Origin of the sequence: Xanthomonas hawaiiensis (genome assembly GCF_031834635.1) — a bacterium.
GTDB lineage: Bacteria > Pseudomonadota > Gammaproteobacteria > Xanthomonadales > Xanthomonadaceae > Xanthomonas_A > Xanthomonas_A sacchari.
On the sequence record NZ_CP115873.1, the window covers coordinates 4,382,687 to 4,398,701 of the forward strand.

The window sequence follows — 16,015 nt, forward strand, 5'->3', positions numbered from 1 at the left end:
GACACTGCCGATCATCGCCGCCAAGCATCCGCCCCCCTTTGGCCGGCGCGCTCCGCACCGGCCGCCATCGGAGCATCGCGATGAACCGGTCCCTGCATTCCCGCATTACCCGCTGCCTGCTGGCCGCGGCGCTCGTGGCCGCCAGCAGCCCGGCCTGGAGCTACGCCATCAACCAGGGCAAGGTGGTGGACGACGCCGGCAACGCCGTGCAGCTGCGCGGCGTCAACTGGTTCGGTTTCGAGACCTCGCAGCACACCGTGCACGGCCTGTGGGCGCGCAACTGGAAGGACATGATCACGCAGATGCAGGGCCTGGGCTTCAACGCCGTGCGCCTGCCGTTCTGCCCGCAGACGCTGCAGGCGGTGTCGCCCGGCAGCATCGACTACAGCCGCAACCCCGACCTGCAGGGCCTGAACTCGCTGCAGATCCTGGACAAGGTGGTCAACGAACTCAGCAGCCGCGGCATGTACGTGCTGCTCGACCACCACACCCCGGACTGCAACGCTATCTCCGAGCTCTGGTACACCGGCAGCTACAGCGAGCAGCAATGGCTGAATGATCTGAGCTTCGTCGCCAAGCGCTACGCGTCGGTGCCGGGGGTGATCGGCCTGGACCTGAAGAACGAGCCGCACGGCGCCGCCACCTGGGGCAGCGGCAATGCCGCCACCGACTGGAACAAGGCCGCCGAGCGCGCGGCGGCGGTGGTGCTCAAGGCGGCGCCGAACTGGCTGATCGTGGTCGAAGGCATTTCCAACACGTCGACCTGTTCCAGCGACAGCGCGCACTTCTGGGGCGAGAACCTGGAACCGCTGGCCTGCACCGCGCTGGCCATTCCGGCCAACCGCCTGCTGCTCGCCCCGCACGTGTACGGGCCGGACGTCTACATGCAGCCGTACTTCAGCGCCTCCAACTTCCCGGCCAACATGCCGGCGATCTGGGAGCAGCACTTCGGCCAGTTCGCCCAGGCCGGCCACGCGCTGCTGCTGGGCGAGTTCGGCGGCAAGTACGGCCAGGGCAACCCGCTGGACGTGCAGTGGCAGAACGCGCTGGTCGACTACCTGATCGGCAAGGGCATCCACAGCGGCTTCTACTGGTCGTGGAACCCGAACAGCGGCGACACCGGCGGCATCCTCAACGACGACTGGAGCACGGTGCGCACCGACAAGGTGACCCTGCTGAAGAAGCTGTGGGACGGCGACGGCAGCAGCACGGGCGGTGGCGGTGGCGGTGGCAACGGTGGGGGCGGCGGCAACGGTGGCGGCGGAACGCCCACGCCGCCGCCGTCCGGCAGCAGCTTCAGCACCAAGGTGCTGGTCGACAGCGACTGGAACGCCGGCTACTGCAACCGCGTGCAGGTGACCAACACCGGCGGCAGCAGCGGCGACTGGAGCGTCAGCCTGTCGATCAGCGGCACGGTCAACAACCTGTGGAACGCCACCTGGACCCAGTCGGGCACCACGCTCAGCGCCAGTGGCGTGGACTGGAACAAGACCCTGGCCCCCGGCGCCACCGCCGAATTCGGCTTCTGCGCCGCACGCTGAGTGCTCCGCGGCATCCCTGACGCGCGCACCCGGCCACTCCCTCGGGGACGGCCGGGCGCGCTGCCGGCCGCCGGCCCGGCGCGCCGTGGTGTGCCATCAGTCACGTTCCCGCCGCCGCCGCCGGCCCTCTATGCTGGCGCACTGTCCACACTCAGGCCCGGCCCATGCTCCGACCCTTGTCGCTGTTGATCTCCAGCATCCTCACCCTCGGCACCGGCGCCGCCCTGGTGGCCGCGCCGTCGGCCCTGGCCGCCGCCACGCCGGGCCAGGCGACCGCGCCGGAGATCGCCTACACCCGCTTCACCCTGCCCAACGGCCTGACCGTGGTGGTGCACGAGGACCACAAGGCGCCGGTGGTGGCGGTGAGCATCTGGTACCACATCGGCTCGGGCGACGAGCCGGCCGGCAAGACCGGCTTCGCGCACCTGTTCGAACACCTGATGTTCTCCGGCTCGGAGAACCACAAGGGCACCTACTTCCAGCCGTTCGAGAAGGTCGGCGCCACCGACATGAACGGCACCACCTGGTTCGACCGCACCAACTACTTCGAGACCGTGCCGACCACCGCGCTGGACACCGCGCTGTGGATGGAATCGGACCGCATGGGCCACCTGCTCGGCGCGATCGGCCAGAAGGAACTGGACACCCAGCGCGGCGTGGTCCAGAACGAGAAGCGCCAGGGCCAGAACCGCCCCTACGGCCGCGTCGACGAGAACATCCTGGCCAACATCTTCCCGGCCAACCATCCGTACCAGCACGACACCATCGGCTCGATGGCCGACCTCGACGCGGCCTCGCTGGACGACGTCAAGCAGTGGTTCCACGACAACTACGGCGCCGCCAACACCACCCTGGTGCTGGCCGGCGACATCACCGTGGCGCAGGCCAAGGCCAAGGCCGAGCAGTACTTCGGCGACATCCCCGCCGGCCGCCCGGTGCCGCGCCAGCAGCCCTGGATCACCCCGCTGGCCAAGCAGACCCGCGGCGTGCAGCACGACCACGTCGCGCAGCCGCGCATCTACCGCACCTGGGTGGCGCCGCAGCTGGGCACCGACGACGCGGTGCTGCTGGACCTGGCCACCACCGTGCTCGGCGGCGGCAAGACCAGCCGCCTGTACCAGCGCCTGGTCTACCGCGACAAGCTGGCCGACGACGTCTCCGCCGGCCTGCAGTCGTTCGCGCTGGCCAGCCAGTTGCAGATCACCGCCGACGTGAAGGAAGGCGTGGACCCGGCCAAGGTCGAGGCCGCCATCGCCGACGAACTGCAGAAGTTCCTGGCCGAAGGCCCCACCGCCGACGAACTGCAGCGTGCGCAGGTCGGCTACCGCGCCGGCTTCGTGCGCGGCCTGGAGAAGGTCGGCGGCTTCGGCGGCAAGGCCACGGTGCTGGCCGAGGGCCAGGTCTACCGCAACGATCCGGGCGCCTACAAGAAGGACCTGCAGCGCGCGCAGGACGCCACCGTCGCCAGCGTGCGCAAGGCCGCCGACACCTGGTTCGGCAAGGGCGACTACCTGCTGACTGTGCTGCCGGCGCCGGAGGGCTTCGATCCGGCCGCCGAGGACAAGGCGGTCAAGCCGCTGCCGGCCGCGCCGGGCAAGCCCGCGCCGAAGGTGCCGGCGAAGGGCAGCTACAGCGTCGGCAAGACTCAGGTCGACCGCGCCGCCGGCGTGCCGGAGACCAGCCAGTTCCCGAGCCTGAGCTTCCCGCAGCTGCAGCGCGGCAAGCTCAAGAACGGCATCGAGGTGGTACTGGCCGAGCGCCACACCATCCCGGTCACGCAGATCCAGCTGCTGTTCGATGCCGGCTACGCGACCGACCGCGGCAGCAAGCTCGGCACCGCCAACTTCACCGCGGCGCTGATGAACGAGAGCACCCGCAGCCTGGATTCGGTGGACGTGGCGCAGCGCCGCCAGCGCCTGGGCGCGATGACCAGCGTGTCCTGCGAACTGGACAGCTGCGACGCCTCGCTCAACGCGCTCAACGACCAGTTGGCGCCGTCGCTGGCGCTGTTCGCCGACATCGTGCGCAACCCCGCGTTCAAGGCCGACGACATCGAGCGCATCCGCGGCCAGTGGCTGGCCTCGATCGCGCAGGAGAAGACCCAGCCGCAGGGCCTGGCGCTGCGCACCCTGCCGCCGCTGCTGTACGGCCCCACCCATCCGTATGGCGTGCCGCTCACCGGCACGGGTACCGAGGCGGCGATCAAGAGCCTGACCGCGGGCGATCTGAGCGCGTTCCAGAACAACTGGCTGCGTCCGGACAACGTGCGCATCCTGGTCGCCGGCGACACCACCCTGGACAAGATCATCCCGCAGTTGGATGCCGCGTTCGGCGACTGGCAGGCCCCGTCCGGCAAGCGCCCGACCAAGAGCCTGCCGCAGGTGGCCGCGCAGCCCAAGCCGCGCGTGTTCCTGATCAACCGCGACGACGCCCCGCAGTCGCTGATCCTGGCCGGCCTGCTGGCGCCCTCGACCAAGGCGCCGAACAACCTCGCCATCGGCGTGGCCAACGGCGCCTTCGGCGGCACCTTCACCTCGCGCCTGAACATGAACCTGCGCGAGGACAAGCGCTGGGCCTACGGCGCCAACAGCTTCATGATCGACGCGATCGGCCAGCGCCCGTTCCTGTTCTTCGCCCCCGTGCAGACCGACAAGACCGCCGAATCGGCCGCCGAGATCCTCAAGGAAGCCAAGGCCGTGGTCGGCGACAAGCCGCTGACCGCCGACGAGATCGCCAAGATCAAGGAACAGCGCGTGCGCGCCCTGCCGGGCAGCTTCGAGACCACCGGTGCGGTGCTCAGCGCGATGGAAGGCATCGTCCAGTACGGCCGCCCGGACGACTACGTGCAGACGCTGAAGACGCGCCTGGAAGCGGTCGACCAGCCGGCGGCGGAAGCGGCGATCAAGGAGATCGTGGCGCCGCAGGCGATGACCTGGGTCATCGTCGGCGACCTCAAGCAGATCGAAGCGCCGGTGCGCGCGCTGAAGCTGGGCGAGGTGCAGGTGCTGGACAGCGACGGCCAGCCGGTCAAGGCGAAGGCCGCGGCCAAGCAGTAACGCCGCACACGCATGGCGGGGCTGCCCCGCCCTGCGCCACGCGCCGACGCCAGCATGGGCGTCGGCGTCATCGCGACGCATCGCCATCGCGCAATGCGACATGCGACATGCGACGACAGTGAACGTGCAGGCTGCGCTCCGGCGCAGCCTGCACGCATCGGCCACCCCTGGCATGCGCGGGTCGCGCATGGGTCGCCAAGGCGCCGCGCCTGTCCTTCACGGCGCCTGGCCGCAACGCTTGGTATCCGCAAGGCCTGCCCTCGCCTGCCACCGCCGATGCCGACCGCTTCTTCCCGCCGCGTCGCCGCTCCCCGCATCCGCGTCGGCTGCGCCGGCTGGTCGATCGCCAGCACGCAACGTGCCCTGGTCGGCGACGGCGCCAGCCAGTTGGCGCGCTATGCCACCCGCTTCGATGCGGTCGAGATCAATTCCACGTTCTACCGCGCCCACCGCGCCAGCACCTACCAGCGCTGGGCCGACAGCGTGCCGACGCATTTCCGCTTCTCGGCCAAACTGCCACGCACCATCACCCACGACGCGCGCCTGTCCCGCGTCGCGCCGCTGCTGCAGACCTTCCTCGACGAGGTCTACCATCTCGGCGACAGGCTCGGCTGCCTGCTGGTGCAACTGCCGCCGAGCCTGGCCTTCGATGCGCGCACCGCCAACACCTTCTTCGCGATGCTGCGGCGCCGCTGGCATGGCGGGATCGCCTGCGAACCGCGCCACGCCAGTTGGTTCAGCGTGCGCGCCGAGGCGCTGTGGCAGCGCCACCGCATCGCCCGCGTGGCCGCCGATCCGGCCCTGGATGCCACCGCCGCGCAGCCGGCAGGCGCGGCGGCGCCGGCCTACTGGCGCTGGCACGGCGCGCCGCGCGTCTACTACAGCGACTACGCCGACGACACGCTGCGCAACCTGGCCGAACGCGTCGTCGCGGCCACGCCAACCACCGGCGAAACCTGGGTGATCTTCGACAACACCGCGCTCGGCCACGCCCTCGACAACGCCGCGACGCTGCAGACGCAACTGCGCGCGCTCGGCGCCGGCGCCGCCGGCTGATCGCCAGCGCGTGGCCGTCGGACGCCTGGCGTGCACCACGTCACGCTTGCGTGCTTGTCCACGCGACCTCGCCGCGGCCTGCGGTATGGTGCTGCGCCTCGCGATCCGCGCCAGACCCGACGCCGCCCCATGACCGATGAAGCCCAGCGCCAGCGTGTCCTCGACCGCTACCGCATCGTCGACAGCCTGCCCGAGGCCGCCTACCAGGACATCGTGCAGATCGCCGCCGCACTGTGCGACACGCCGATCGCGCTGCTGTCGCTGCTGGACCGCGACCGCCAATGGTTCAAGGCCCGGATCGGCCTGGAGCTGCCGCAGACCGAGCGCAGCCAGGCGGTGTGCGACCACGCGATCCGCGAGCCCAAGCAGCTGCTGGAAGTGCCCGACCTCGCCGACGACCCGCGTTTCGCCAATATCTCGGTGGTCCGCGGCGACACCGGCGCGCGTTTCTATGCCGGCATGCCGCTGGTGACCGACGAAGGCGTCGCACTGGGCACGGTCTGCGTGCTGGACACCGCACCGCGCCAACTCAGCGATGCGCAGCGCGACGGCCTGCGCGCCCTCGCGCGCACCACCATGCGCCTGCTCGACGAACGCCGCAACGCCCTGCAGCGCGAACGCGAGGCGATCCTGCAGGCGCATCCGGCGGCCAGCGTGGACGCCGCCGCCGATGGCCGCTACCGGGTGGTGATCCTGGAAGTGCAGGAACTGGCCGCGCTGGCCGAGCGGCAGAGCGAGCGCCTGCTGGGCAGCAGCCTGCAGCAGCTCGACCGCACCCTGGCCAGCTACGTGCACGACGGTGGCGCCGACACGGTGGACCGCGCCACCGAGCACGCCGAGTTCATCGTCATGCTGCATGGCGCCGATGCCGAGCAGAAGCTGCGCGGCCTGCGCGAGATCGCCGCGCGGCAGCAGGCGCTCGGGCTCACCGTGCTGGTCGGCGACGCCCAGGCCACACGCGCGGACGAGCCGATCGGGCAGGTGTTCCTGCGCGCCGAGGCCGCGCTCAGCGCCGAAAAGGATCGCCAGCGGCTGCAGACGCCCTGACCGGCGGGCGGCGGACGCCAACCCGCCTGATCTCTCAGCGGGCGGGCACTTACGTGCACCTGCCCCTGGCAACGCGCTGAACGACCTGCCGTCCCGATCTGGCAGGGGCGCCACCATCCGGCAAAAGAGACGCCCCGGCCGATCCGGCGGCGGGCGGCCATGCCGCGCCTCAGCGGCCCCGTTCTTGCATCACCCCAGGCGTTGCGGTCCCTCACCGGTGCGAGCCGGGCGGCGCGCGGCCGCCAGGGCAGGATCGGCAGCCGCGCCTTCGGATACCGCCGCGCGCCCCGTCTCCGCTTCGGTCGTTTACCATGCCGCACGCATCCTGCTCTGGACCCGACATGAGCCATGCCGCTCCTCCCTGCTGCACCCCGCTGCTGAGCCTGTCGCTCGGCCTGTTGCTCGGTACCGCCGATACCGCCATGGCGGAGGCCGCGCCGGCGACCACGCTGACCGCCCCGGCACCGCCGCCGCAGACGCCCGACCTGGCCTATCCGGAACTGTTCCAGGCGGTGCAGCAACAGGAACTGTTCGACGACCAGAAGCACTTCGTCGACGCGCTGCCGCTGCGTGACCCGGCGCTGATCAACGCCGACTATCTGGCGCAGCGCCAGCAGCCCGGTTTCGACCTGCGCCGTTTCGTCGCCGCCAACTTCGAGGAATCCGGCCCGGTGCAGACCGAGGCGATCCGCCAGGACACCGGCCTGCGCGAGCACATCGACGCGCTGTGGCCGCTGCTGGTGCGCCGCCAGGTCGACGTGCCGCCCTACAGCAGCCTGCTGTCGCTGCCGCACCCGTACGTGGTGCCGGGCGGGCGCTTCCGCGAGGTCTACTACTGGGATTCCTACTTCACCATGCTCGGCCTGGTGGAGAGCGGCGAACACGAACGCAGCCGGCAGATGCTGGACAACTTCGCCTACCTGATCGACACCTACGGGCACATCCCCAACGGCAACCGCACCTACTACCTGAGCCGCTCGCAGCCGCCGTTCTTCTCGCACATGGTGCAGTTGCAGGCCAGGGTGGAAGGCGATGCCGCCTACGCGCGCTACCTGCCGCAGTTGCAGAAGGAGTACGCGTACTGGATGGAGGGCGCGCAGACCCTGGCCCCGGGCAGCGCGCATGCGCACGTGGTGCGCCTGGCCGACGGCAGCCTGCTCAACCGCTACTGGGACGCCCGCGACACGCCGCGCCCGGAAGCCTGGCTGCACGACGTGCGCACCGCCGCCGAGGCCAAGGACCGCCCCGCCGCCGAGGTCTACCGCGACCTGCGCGCCGGTGCCGAGAGCGGCTGGGACTATTCCAGCCGCTGGCTCGGCGACCGCAAGACCCTGGCCAGCATCCGCACCACCGCCATCGTCCCGGTCGACCTGAACAGCCTGCTCTATCACCTGGAGACCACCCTGGCCGTGGCCTGCGCCAAGAACCCCGGCGCGCCCGGCTGCGACACCGACTACGCCGCCCTGGCCAGCGCGCGCAAGGCCGCGATCGACAAGCACCTGTGGAGCGACGCCGGCTACTACGCCGACTACGACTGGCAGCAGCGCCGGCTGCGCGAGCAGGTCACCGCCGCGGCGCTGTACCCGCTGTTCGTCGGGGTCGCCTCGCCGGCACGGGCCAAACGCAGCGCCGACACCGTGCAGGCGCAGTTGCTGCGCCCCGGCGGCGTGGCGACCACGCGCCTGCACACCGGCCAGCAGTGGGACGAGCCCAATGGCTGGGCGCCGCTGCAATGGATCGCCGTGGACGGCCTGCGCCGCTACGGCCAGGACACGCTGGCGCAGCGCATCGGCAGCCGTTTCCTGGCGCGCGTGCAGGCGCTGTTCGCGCAGCAGCACAAGCTGGTGGAGAAGTACGGCGTGGACGCGCAGGCCAAGGGCGGCGGCGGCGGCGAGTACGCGTTGCAGGACGGCTTCGGCTGGACCAATGGCGTCACCCTGCTGCTGCTGGATCTGTACAGCGCCCCGGCTGCGGCGGCGCCCACCGCGCCGCAGCCGCGCGCGCAGCCGGAGCCGGAGCCGGCGTTGCCCTGAATCGCCCGCCGTGCACACGTCGCCCGGCCGGGGCACGCGCCTGGCGTCGAACGCGCCGTCGGGGGTGTCGGCCTGCGCAGGGCCGGCATGAGCGTGGGCGATGACCGCGACCGGCGCCCACGCGGTCGGCGACGTGGCCGACCGAGACGCGGCCGCACAGGCCGCCGTGCTGCGCGGCCTGCCGTCGCAGGCGCAGCTGTGGCACTGGATCGAACGCCTGAACGGGTTCGGCCCGCGCCTGACCGGCAGCCCGGCGCACGCTGCGGCGATCGACTTCCTGGCCGCCGAACTGCAGGCGCTGGGCCTGCAGGTACAGCGCGACCACCTGCCGCTGCGCCGCTGGACGGCGCATGCCACGCACCTGGCCCTGGACGACGGCAGCGCGATCGCGGTCGCCGCGCCCCTGCCCTATTCCGGCACCACCGCGCCCGACGGTCTCACCGGCGAGCTGGTCTGGTTCGACGGCCGCCCGCGCTCGTTCCGCAAGGCGCGCGGCAAGATCGCAGTGGTGGCCCTGCGCCGCCGCGACCTCGACCGGACCTTGCTGACGCTGGCGTTCAAGCGCAAGGCGCGGCTGCCTGACGGCGACGCCGACTTCGCATCGCCCACCACCACCCCGCTGCTGACCGGCCTGCAGGCGGTGGCGCTGGACAAGGCGCGTCGGCACGGCGTGCGCGCCGTGATCTGCGTGTTCGAGGGCGTTTCCGAGGCGCAACTGCACGGCCAGGTGCTGCCGTTCACCACGCCGTACCGCGACCTTCCCGCGGTGTGGGTGAGTGCACGCCACGCCGAGGCGCTGCGTGCCGCCGCCGCGCAGCGCAGGCAGGCGCGGCTGACCCTGCACGCCACGCTGCAGGACACCACCACCGACACGCTGTATGCGGTGCTGCCCGGCCGCGCGCAGGACGAGACGCTCATCGTCAACACGCATACCGACGGGCCGAACGCCTGCGAGGAGAACGGCGCGGCCGGCGTGCTGGCACTGGCCCACGCCTTCGCCGCGCTGCCGCGCGCGGCGCGCCGCCGCACCCTGGTGTTCGTGCTGGTCACCGGCCATTTCCAGTTGCCGCAGATCGGCGTGCGCGGGCGCCAGGCGACCTCGGCCTGGCTGCAACGGCATCCGCAGCTGTGGGACGGCCGCGGCCACCACGCGCGCGCGGTGGCCGGCATCACCATCGAACACCTCGGCTGCACCGAATGGCGCGACGACCTGGCGGCCGGCGCGCCGGCACCGACCGGCAAGCTGGAACGGGACCTGGTGTACACCGCCACGCCGGCACTGGATGCGCTGTACCGGCAGGCGTGCAGCGGGCGCAGCAAGCTGCGCGCGCTGACCCTGTCGCCGCGCCTGGAGGTGGCGATGCTCGGCGAGGGCCAGCCGCTGTACCAGGCCGGCATCCCGGTCGTGGCCACCTGTCCGATTCCCGACTATCTGTGCCAGGTCCTGCCGGAGGGCGGCATCACGCGCCTGGATCCGGCGTATGCGCAGCAACAGGTGGAGACCTTCGCGCGGCTGCTGGCGCGGCTCGACCAGTGCGACGCCACGCAGATCGGACGCATTCCCTTCTCGCTGGGCAGGCTGCTGTCCCGCCTGATCGAACGCCTGCGCTGACGCCGCGCTACTGCGCCGGCGTTTCCACGGCGATCCCCATCGCGGTGCGATAGCGCTGGTACAGCGCCATCACCTTGTCGATGTACTCGCGGGTCTCCGCGTACGGCGGTACGCCGCCGTAACGCGTCACCGTGCCGATGCCGGCGTTGTAGGCAGCCGCGGCCAGCACCCGATCGCCGGCATAGCGACGCAGCAGCGCGCGCATGTAGCGTGCGCCGCCGTCGATCGACTGGTCGGCCGCGAACGGATCGCGCACGCCGTATTCCTTGGCCACCTCCGGCAACAGCTGCATCACCCCCTGCGCCCCCTTGGGCGACACCGCGGCGGCGTCGAAGCCGCTCTCGGCATGCGCGATCGCGCGCAACCACGGCTCGTCCACCCCGGTGGCGCGCGCCGCGGCGCGGAACTGCCTGGCATGCGCCTGCAGTTGCGGCGCGCCGAGCTTGCCCAGGCCAGGATGCGCGCTCTCGCCGGGTGGGGTCACCGCGGTGAAGCGCAGGTAGGGCCGCGAACCCGGCAGGTTGCGCGTGGAGTAGACCAACCGCCCATCCTGCTCGCGCTCGTACAGGGTGCCGCTGAACACGCCCAGGTTGCCCCACAGGTTGGGCGTGGCGATCGCCGCATCGTCCAGTTCCTTCGGCGTGCAGCGCGAGCCCGGTTCCGGCGCGGTGGCCAGGCTGACCGTGCCCTCGCGCACGCAGCGATACACGGTGCGCGCGGACGCGCCGGCGACGACACCGCAGCACAGCAGCAGGCACAGCACGGCACGGGCAAGCGGCATCGGCGACACGCTCGGACGGGGCGGGCGCGCATCATCGCGCAGCGCGCGTCGAGGCGGGTGATGGCCTGTCGCTCGGCGCTGTTTCCGACACGGGTCTGGGTAGGAGCGGCTTCAGCCGCGACGAGGCTTCTGCACACCGCGATGGCACCAGACTCCACGCGTCGGGACTGAAGTCCCTCCCACAGGGGCATGCGGCACGCTGGCTGGAACAGCGTGGGCATGCCTTTAGTCCCGATTGCTTCAGAGGCCGGATAGCGCACCGCCTTCGCTCGTCGCGGCTGCAGCCGCTCCTACAAGAACGTGCAGCACACGGCCTGGGGGCACTGTGGGAGGGACTTCAGTCCCGACTGCTGCCAAGGTCGAATCGCTCGCGGCCTCCGCTCTTCGCGATTCAGGCGGCGAAGACCATTGCATGCATCCTCCGGCCTGCACGCCCGCCTACGGTGCGCACGCCGCCAGCTTCTGGTCGGCGTACCACAGCGCGCGCCGCGCCAGGTCGTAGGCGCTGTCGGCCTCGCGCGGCAGCAGTTGCTGCGCGCGGATCGGGTCGGCGCCCTTGGCCATCGCGGTTTCCACGTGCAGCAACGCGTCCAGGTGCTCACGCACCGGCGTCAGCAGGCGCTCGCGCTGCGCCGCCGGGCAGGCACCGCGCCGTTGCTGCAGATCGGCCAGGGCCTGGCGAATCCGCCGGCTGGCTTCGCCGTCCAGTCCAGGGGCCTTCTCGAACGCGATCGGGGCGGCCTTGTAGGCATCGCCGGTGGCCTCGCTGCCGAGGTCGCTGGGGCGTTCGTGCAGCGCCGGGTTGAATCGCACGTCCGGCGGCGGCCGCGCCACCGCCGACTGGTGCGTGTTCTTTGGCAACAGTTGCTTGATCGCGCGGTCGATGCCCTGCACGGCGACGTCGCCGAGGGTGCCGTCGCTGGCCCAGTCCTTGTCGAAGCGGGTGGACCGGTAGTCGATCGGATTGGGCCGTTCGAACAGGCGCTTGGACTTGGCGACATCGCGCGGATTGAGCGTCCCCGGCGGCGTGCCCTGCGCCTGCGCGAACGGGTCCACCGCCACCCCATCGGGCAGGCGCGGATGGCCATCGCCGGTGTAGAGCGTCGCCGCCATGCCCGTGGCGGCCGCAGCGGGCGCGGTCGGCGTCGACGAAGACGGCGGCGCGGCGGCGGCGCGCGGTTGCCGCGCCGGGACCGGCATGCGCGCGGCCGTCGAGGGCGCACGCGTGGACGCCTGCGGCGGGACCGGCGCGCGACGCGCCGGTTGCCGCGGCAGGAACACCAGGCGCAGCGCATCCTCGGCCGGCGCACGCGGCGGCGCCGACGGCGCGCCCCACAGCAGGCGCCCCAGCAAGGCCAGGATCATCGCGGTCGCCAGTGCCGCCCACAGCTGCAGCCAACGGTCTTGCGCAGGGAGGGCGGTCACGACGTTCGAGGATCCATGGGCAGCGGCTGGGGCGAATGTGGGGGACGGACCGGTACAGCGTGCCGGGAGTTCCGTTGCCGGCGCGTGCCGCCCCGCGCGGCGGGTCGCGACACGCCGCCACCTGCGGCCGCTGCGGACACGCAAGGCCTTGTCGCGCCAGGGATTGCGTCGGCGCATGAGGAAACCGGCTAAGGTGACGCGCCCTGCCGGCGCGACAGCCGGCGTACAGCCAGCGGGCACCGACGCCCGCCCTGGCGCAGGAGAACCGCATGACCCGACGCCTGGCCACCGCCCTGCTCGGCGCCGCACTGGCGCTGGCGCTGCCCGCGCACGCCGCTCCCTCGCACCTGGACAGCGTCCTGCAGCGCGGCGTGCTGCGCGTGTGCACCACCGGCGACTACGCGCCCTATAGCCGCCTGCGTGCCGACGGCGGCTACGACGGCATCGACATCGCCCTGGCGCAATCGCTGGCCGACAGCCTGGAGGTCAAGCTGCAATGGGTGCCGACGCGTTGGCCGACGCTGCTGCCGGACCTACGCGCCGACCGCTGCGACATCGCCGTCGGCGGCATCTCGGTGTCGCTGCCGCGGCAGCGCCAGGCCTGGTTCAGCGCGGTGCTGGAGGTCGACGGCAAGATCCCGCTGGTGCGCTGCGCCGACCAGGCGCGCTACCGCGACCTCGCCCAGATCGATCGCCCCGAGGTGCGGGTGATCGAACCGCGCGGCGGCACCAACGAGGCGTTCGCCCGCCGCGAACTGCCGCATGCGCAACTACTCCTGTCCGACGACAATCCGGCCATCTTCCGCGACCTGCGCGAGGGCCGCGCCGACGTCATGATCACCGACGCCTCCGAGGCGCGCTTCCAGCAGCGGCAGGTACCCGGCCTGTGCGCGGTGGCGCCGCAGCGCCCGCTGCAGTACAGCGAGAAGGCGTTCCTGCTGCCGCGCGACGACATGGCCTGGAAGGCCTACGTCGACCAGTGGCTGCACCTGAGCAAGGCCAGCGGCGCCTATGCGCGGATCGTGGCCGCGTGGCTGGGCGATCCGGAGACGGCGCCCTAGCCTCCCGCCTGCCCGTGCGCAGCCGCTATGCTGCCGCGGCCGGCGGCGTTCGCCCCGGCATGGGGACTCAACAAGGAGAGAGCATGAAACTGCAATGGATGACGCTCGCGCTGGTGAGCGTGATGTTGCTGGCAACCGGCTGCGCGACCAACAGCGTGGTGCACCAGAGCTACAAGGCGACCACCGCCGAGACCTACTGGTACCAGCTCACCGGCAACGACGACACCGACGCCGAGAGCCTGGCCATGTTCCGCCGCCAGCTCGACGCGCAACTGGACGCAGCGCACCTGCACGGCACGCAGGGCCAGGCCGATGCGCGCAAGATCACCATCGTCATCGACCACTACTACATGCGCAGCAACGGCGCGCGCTTCTGGGCCGGCATCATGGCCGGGCGCGACAAGATCAAGAGCCGCGTCACCGTCGCCGACGCCAACGGCAAGACCGCCGCGCAGTTCGACGTGGAATCGACCAACAGCACCGCCTGGGGCACCTCCGAAGGCCTGATCGAGCGCCACGCCCAAGAGATCGTCGCGCGGCTCAAGCAACTGCAGTAAGCCATGGCGCCCGTGCAGGACCGCAGCGGTCCTGCACGGGCGCCGCTGCAAGAGGCCGCGCTGTCTGCAGCGCCCCTCGCATCATCTGCTCCCAGGAAACGCACGCCGGGTGCAGTTTGCCCCGTAGGAGCGGCTTCAGCCGCGGCGGGCTTTACCGGGAACGCTCCGTCGCGGCTGAAGCCGCGCCTACCGGACGCGCCGCAACGTGATGCGAGATGCCCTGTCGTCGATCACGCAGCGGCACGTCGGATGCGCAAGGCGGCCCACGCACTGCCAGGACCGCTCAGCCGGCCAGGCCCAGTTGTTCGGCCAGATCGCTGCGCGGCGAACGCCCGTACAGCCGGCTGTACTCGCGACTGAACTGCGATGGACTCTGGTAGCCGACGCGGTAGCCGGCCGCGCCCACGTCCATGCGTTCGACCACCATCAGCCGCCGCGCCTCGCGCAGGCGCAACTGCTTCTGGTACTGCAGCGGCGTCATCGCCGCGACCGCGCTGAAATGGTGGTGCAGCGAGGACACGCTCATGTTGACCTGGCGCGCCAGGTCCTCGATCCGCAGCGGTTCGGCGTAGTGCTGGCGCAACCAGGCGATGGCCTTGGCGATGCGGTTGCTGGGGCTGTCCTCCTGGGCGATGCGCAGCAGGTTCGGCCCGCATGGCCCGACCAGCAGGCGGTACAGGATCTCCTGTTCGATCAGCGGCGCCATTGCGGCGATGTCCGCCGGACGTTCCAGCAGCCGCAGCATGCGCAGCGTAGCGTCCAGCAGGTCCGGGCAGGCGGTGTTGACCGACACCCCGCGCGGGCGCTCGGCCCCGACCTGCGGCGGCAACGGAATGCGCTCGAGCAGTTCGCGCAGCCGGTCCGGCCGGATCGACATGCCCACGCCCAGCAGCGGCTGTTCCGGGCTGGCCTGGGTGATGCGCGAGACCACCGGCAGATCCAGCGTCACCAGCAGATAGGTGCCCACGCCGTAGCGGTATTCCTCGCTGCCCAGGGTCAGGCATTTCTCGCCCTGCAGCACCAGCGCGAAGATCGGCCACTGCGCGGTGTGCGTCTTCGGCGACGGCGCGGAGCGGTAGGAACAGAAGAAGCCCTCGATGGCGGTGTCGTGGTCGCCATCGGGCGTGGCCAATCGGGCAACCAGGGCGGCCATTTCCTGGTAGCGGTGGGCAAGCGCGGTCATCGGCAAGGGCGCCGTAGCGTGCGGAGAAGGAAGGCAAGCTTGCACGATGCTGCGCCGGCGCGGACCACGGCGCGACGCGGCTTGCAGGATCGTACAAGAATTCCGTTGGATCGCGCTAACGCGCCCGCGGCGCGAGCCAGCATCCTGTCTCAGCCGGTTCCCCTACCGGCGCCGTGCCGGAACGCCCGCCCCCCGCCCGCCTGTTCCGGCCGTACGGCCCTGTCCCTTCCCCCATGCCCCCGTCGCGCTGCCGCGTCGCCGCCAGCGTGCCATGCGGGCGATGCAGACCGCAGGAGAGACCGATGCATCCCCATACCGAAGCCCTGGAAATCGCCACCTTCCGCCTGCTGGACTGCACCTGGCGCACCTTCCTGCGCGCCAACGCCGAGGTCGATGCCTGGTTGCAGCGCCAGCCCGGCTTCCGCTCGCGGCGCATCGCCCGCCGCCGCGACGGCAGCGTGGTCGACATGGTGCTGTGGGACAGCGTGGCGCACGGCACCGCGTCGGCGCGGCGGCTGATGCGCGAACTGCAGGGCGCAGCGATCCACGCCCTGATCGACCCGGACACGGTGTCGTGGGACATCGCCGCGGTCCAGCACGTCAGCGGCGAGGAAGGCGACACCGTGGAGGACACCGCCGAGGCCGACAGCCTGGCGGCGTGAC

Annotated in this window: 12 protein-coding genes; 9 read left to right on the forward strand and 3 right to left on the reverse strand. The window is 71.4% G+C overall.

Annotated elements, in window-relative coordinates; genetic code table 11:
- Nucleotides 1-80 precede the first annotated feature (80 nt).
- The 6 genes from PG878_RS18680 (at nucleotide 81) to PG878_RS18705 (ending at nucleotide 10,345) form a co-directional block, all read left to right on the forward strand.
- Nucleotides 81-1,541, forward strand: coding sequence for a glycoside hydrolase family 5 protein (locus PG878_RS18680; protein WP_209031524.1), 1,461 nt, complete (start codon nucleotides 81-83; stop codon nucleotides 1,539-1,541).
- A 164-nt stretch (nucleotides 1,542-1,705) separates the two neighbouring features.
- The gene (locus PG878_RS18685) at nucleotides 1,706-4,597 is read left to right on the forward strand and encodes a M16 family metallopeptidase (RefSeq protein ID WP_209031523.1); all 2,892 of its coding nucleotides are present in this window, start codon (nucleotides 1,706-1,708) and stop codon (nucleotides 4,595-4,597) included.
- Nucleotides 4,598-4,873: 276 nt separating this feature from the next.
- Entirely contained in the window at nucleotides 4,874-5,653 is a 780-nt protein-coding gene (locus PG878_RS18690; protein WP_209031522.1) for a DUF72 domain-containing protein, read from the forward strand.
- A 129-nt stretch (nucleotides 5,654-5,782) separates the two neighbouring features.
- The gene (locus PG878_RS18695; RefSeq protein ID WP_209031521.1) at nucleotides 5,783-6,700 is read left to right on the forward strand and encodes a GAF domain-containing protein; all 918 of its coding nucleotides are present in this window, start codon (nucleotides 5,783-5,785) and stop codon (nucleotides 6,698-6,700) included.
- 341 nt (nucleotides 6,701-7,041) lie between these two features.
- A complete protein-coding gene (gene treA, locus PG878_RS18700) occupies nucleotides 7,042-8,733 on the forward strand; it encodes an alpha,alpha-trehalase TreA (RefSeq protein WP_209031520.1) in 1,692 nt (563 codons plus the stop codon).
- A 100-nt stretch (nucleotides 8,734-8,833) separates the two neighbouring features.
- A complete protein-coding gene (locus PG878_RS18705) occupies nucleotides 8,834-10,345 on the forward strand; it encodes a hypothetical protein (protein ID WP_209031519.1) in 1,512 nt (503 codons plus the stop codon).
- Between the two features lie 7 nt (nucleotides 10,346-10,352).
- Here the strand turns inward: PG878_RS18705 and PG878_RS18710 are convergent, their stop codons facing one another.
- Both PG878_RS18710 and PG878_RS18715 read right to left on the reverse strand, forming a co-directional pair.
- Nucleotides 10,353-11,126, reverse strand: coding sequence for a lytic transglycosylase domain-containing protein (locus tag PG878_RS18710; protein ID WP_209031518.1), 774 nt, complete (start codon nucleotides 11,124-11,126; stop codon nucleotides 10,353-10,355).
- A gap of 438 nt (nucleotides 11,127-11,564) precedes the next feature.
- Nucleotides 11,565-12,491 (reverse strand): hypothetical protein, encoded by a 927-nt coding sequence (locus tag PG878_RS18715; RefSeq protein ID WP_244672654.1) that lies wholly within the window; start codon nucleotides 12,489-12,491, stop codon nucleotides 11,565-11,567.
- A 329-nt stretch (nucleotides 12,492-12,820) separates the two neighbouring features.
- Here PG878_RS18715 and PG878_RS18720 point away from each other — a divergent pair, with 329 nt between their 5' ends.
- Together PG878_RS18720 and PG878_RS18725 are read left to right on the forward strand one after the other, a co-directional pair.
- On the forward strand, nucleotides 12,821-13,612 hold the full coding sequence (locus PG878_RS18720; protein WP_209031517.1) for a transporter substrate-binding domain-containing protein: 792 nt from the start codon (nucleotides 12,821-12,823) through the stop codon (nucleotides 13,610-13,612).
- Between the two features lie 83 nt (nucleotides 13,613-13,695).
- Entirely contained in the window at nucleotides 13,696-14,169 is a 474-nt protein-coding gene (locus PG878_RS18725; protein ID WP_209031516.1) for a DUF4410 domain-containing protein, read from the forward strand.
- Nucleotides 14,170-14,452: 283 nt separating this feature from the next.
- Here PG878_RS18725 and PG878_RS18730 read toward each other — a convergent pair whose 3' ends face one another.
- On the reverse strand, nucleotides 14,453-15,352 hold the full coding sequence (locus tag PG878_RS18730; RefSeq protein WP_209031515.1) for an AraC family transcriptional regulator: 900 nt from the start codon (nucleotides 15,350-15,352) through the stop codon (nucleotides 14,453-14,455).
- 302 nt (nucleotides 15,353-15,654) lie between these two features.
- Between PG878_RS18730 and PG878_RS18735 the strand changes: the two genes are divergently transcribed.
- On the forward strand, nucleotides 15,655-16,014 hold the full coding sequence (locus tag PG878_RS18735; protein WP_209031514.1) for a hypothetical protein: 360 nt from the start codon (nucleotides 15,655-15,657) through the stop codon (nucleotides 16,012-16,014).
- The last annotated feature ends 1 nt before the right edge of the window (nucleotide 16,015 follow it).

What these genes read in the sequence shown, in the direction of transcription:
- PG878_RS18715 (WP_244672654.1), bottom strand. Translation starts at nt 12,491, where the DNA reads ATGATCCTGGCCTTGCTGGGGCGCCTGCTGTGGGGCGCGCCGTCGGCG.
- PG878_RS18710 (WP_209031518.1), bottom strand. Translation starts at nt 11,126, where the DNA reads ATGCCGCTTGCCCGTGCCGTGCTGTGCCTGCTGCTGTGCTGCGGTGTC.
- PG878_RS18705 (WP_209031519.1), top strand. Translation starts at nt 8,834, where the DNA reads ATGACCGCGACCGGCGCCCACGCGGTCGGCGACGTGGCCGACCGAGAC.
- PG878_RS18685 (WP_209031523.1), top strand. Translation starts at nt 1,706, where the DNA reads ATGCTCCGACCCTTGTCGCTGTTGATCTCCAGCATCCTCACCCTCGGC.
- PG878_RS18730 (WP_209031515.1), bottom strand. Translation starts at nt 15,352, where the DNA reads ATGACCGCGCTTGCCCACCGCTACCAGGAAATGGCCGCCCTGGTTGCC.
- PG878_RS18720 (WP_209031517.1), top strand. Translation starts at nt 12,821, where the DNA reads ATGACCCGACGCCTGGCCACCGCCCTGCTCGGCGCCGCACTGGCGCTG.
- PG878_RS18695 (WP_209031521.1), top strand. Translation starts at nt 5,783, where the DNA reads ATGACCGATGAAGCCCAGCGCCAGCGTGTCCTCGACCGCTACCGCATC.
- PG878_RS18680 (WP_209031524.1), top strand. Translation starts at nt 81, where the DNA reads ATGAACCGGTCCCTGCATTCCCGCATTACCCGCTGCCTGCTGGCCGCG.
- PG878_RS18690 (WP_209031522.1), top strand. Translation starts at nt 4,874, where the DNA reads ATGCCGACCGCTTCTTCCCGCCGCGTCGCCGCTCCCCGCATCCGCGTC.
- treA (WP_209031520.1), top strand. Translation starts at nt 7,042, where the DNA reads ATGAGCCATGCCGCTCCTCCCTGCTGCACCCCGCTGCTGAGCCTGTCG.
- PG878_RS18725 (WP_209031516.1), top strand. Translation starts at nt 13,696, where the DNA reads ATGAAACTGCAATGGATGACGCTCGCGCTGGTGAGCGTGATGTTGCTG.
- PG878_RS18735 (WP_209031514.1), top strand. Translation starts at nt 15,655, where the DNA reads ATGCATCCCCATACCGAAGCCCTGGAAATCGCCACCTTCCGCCTGCTG.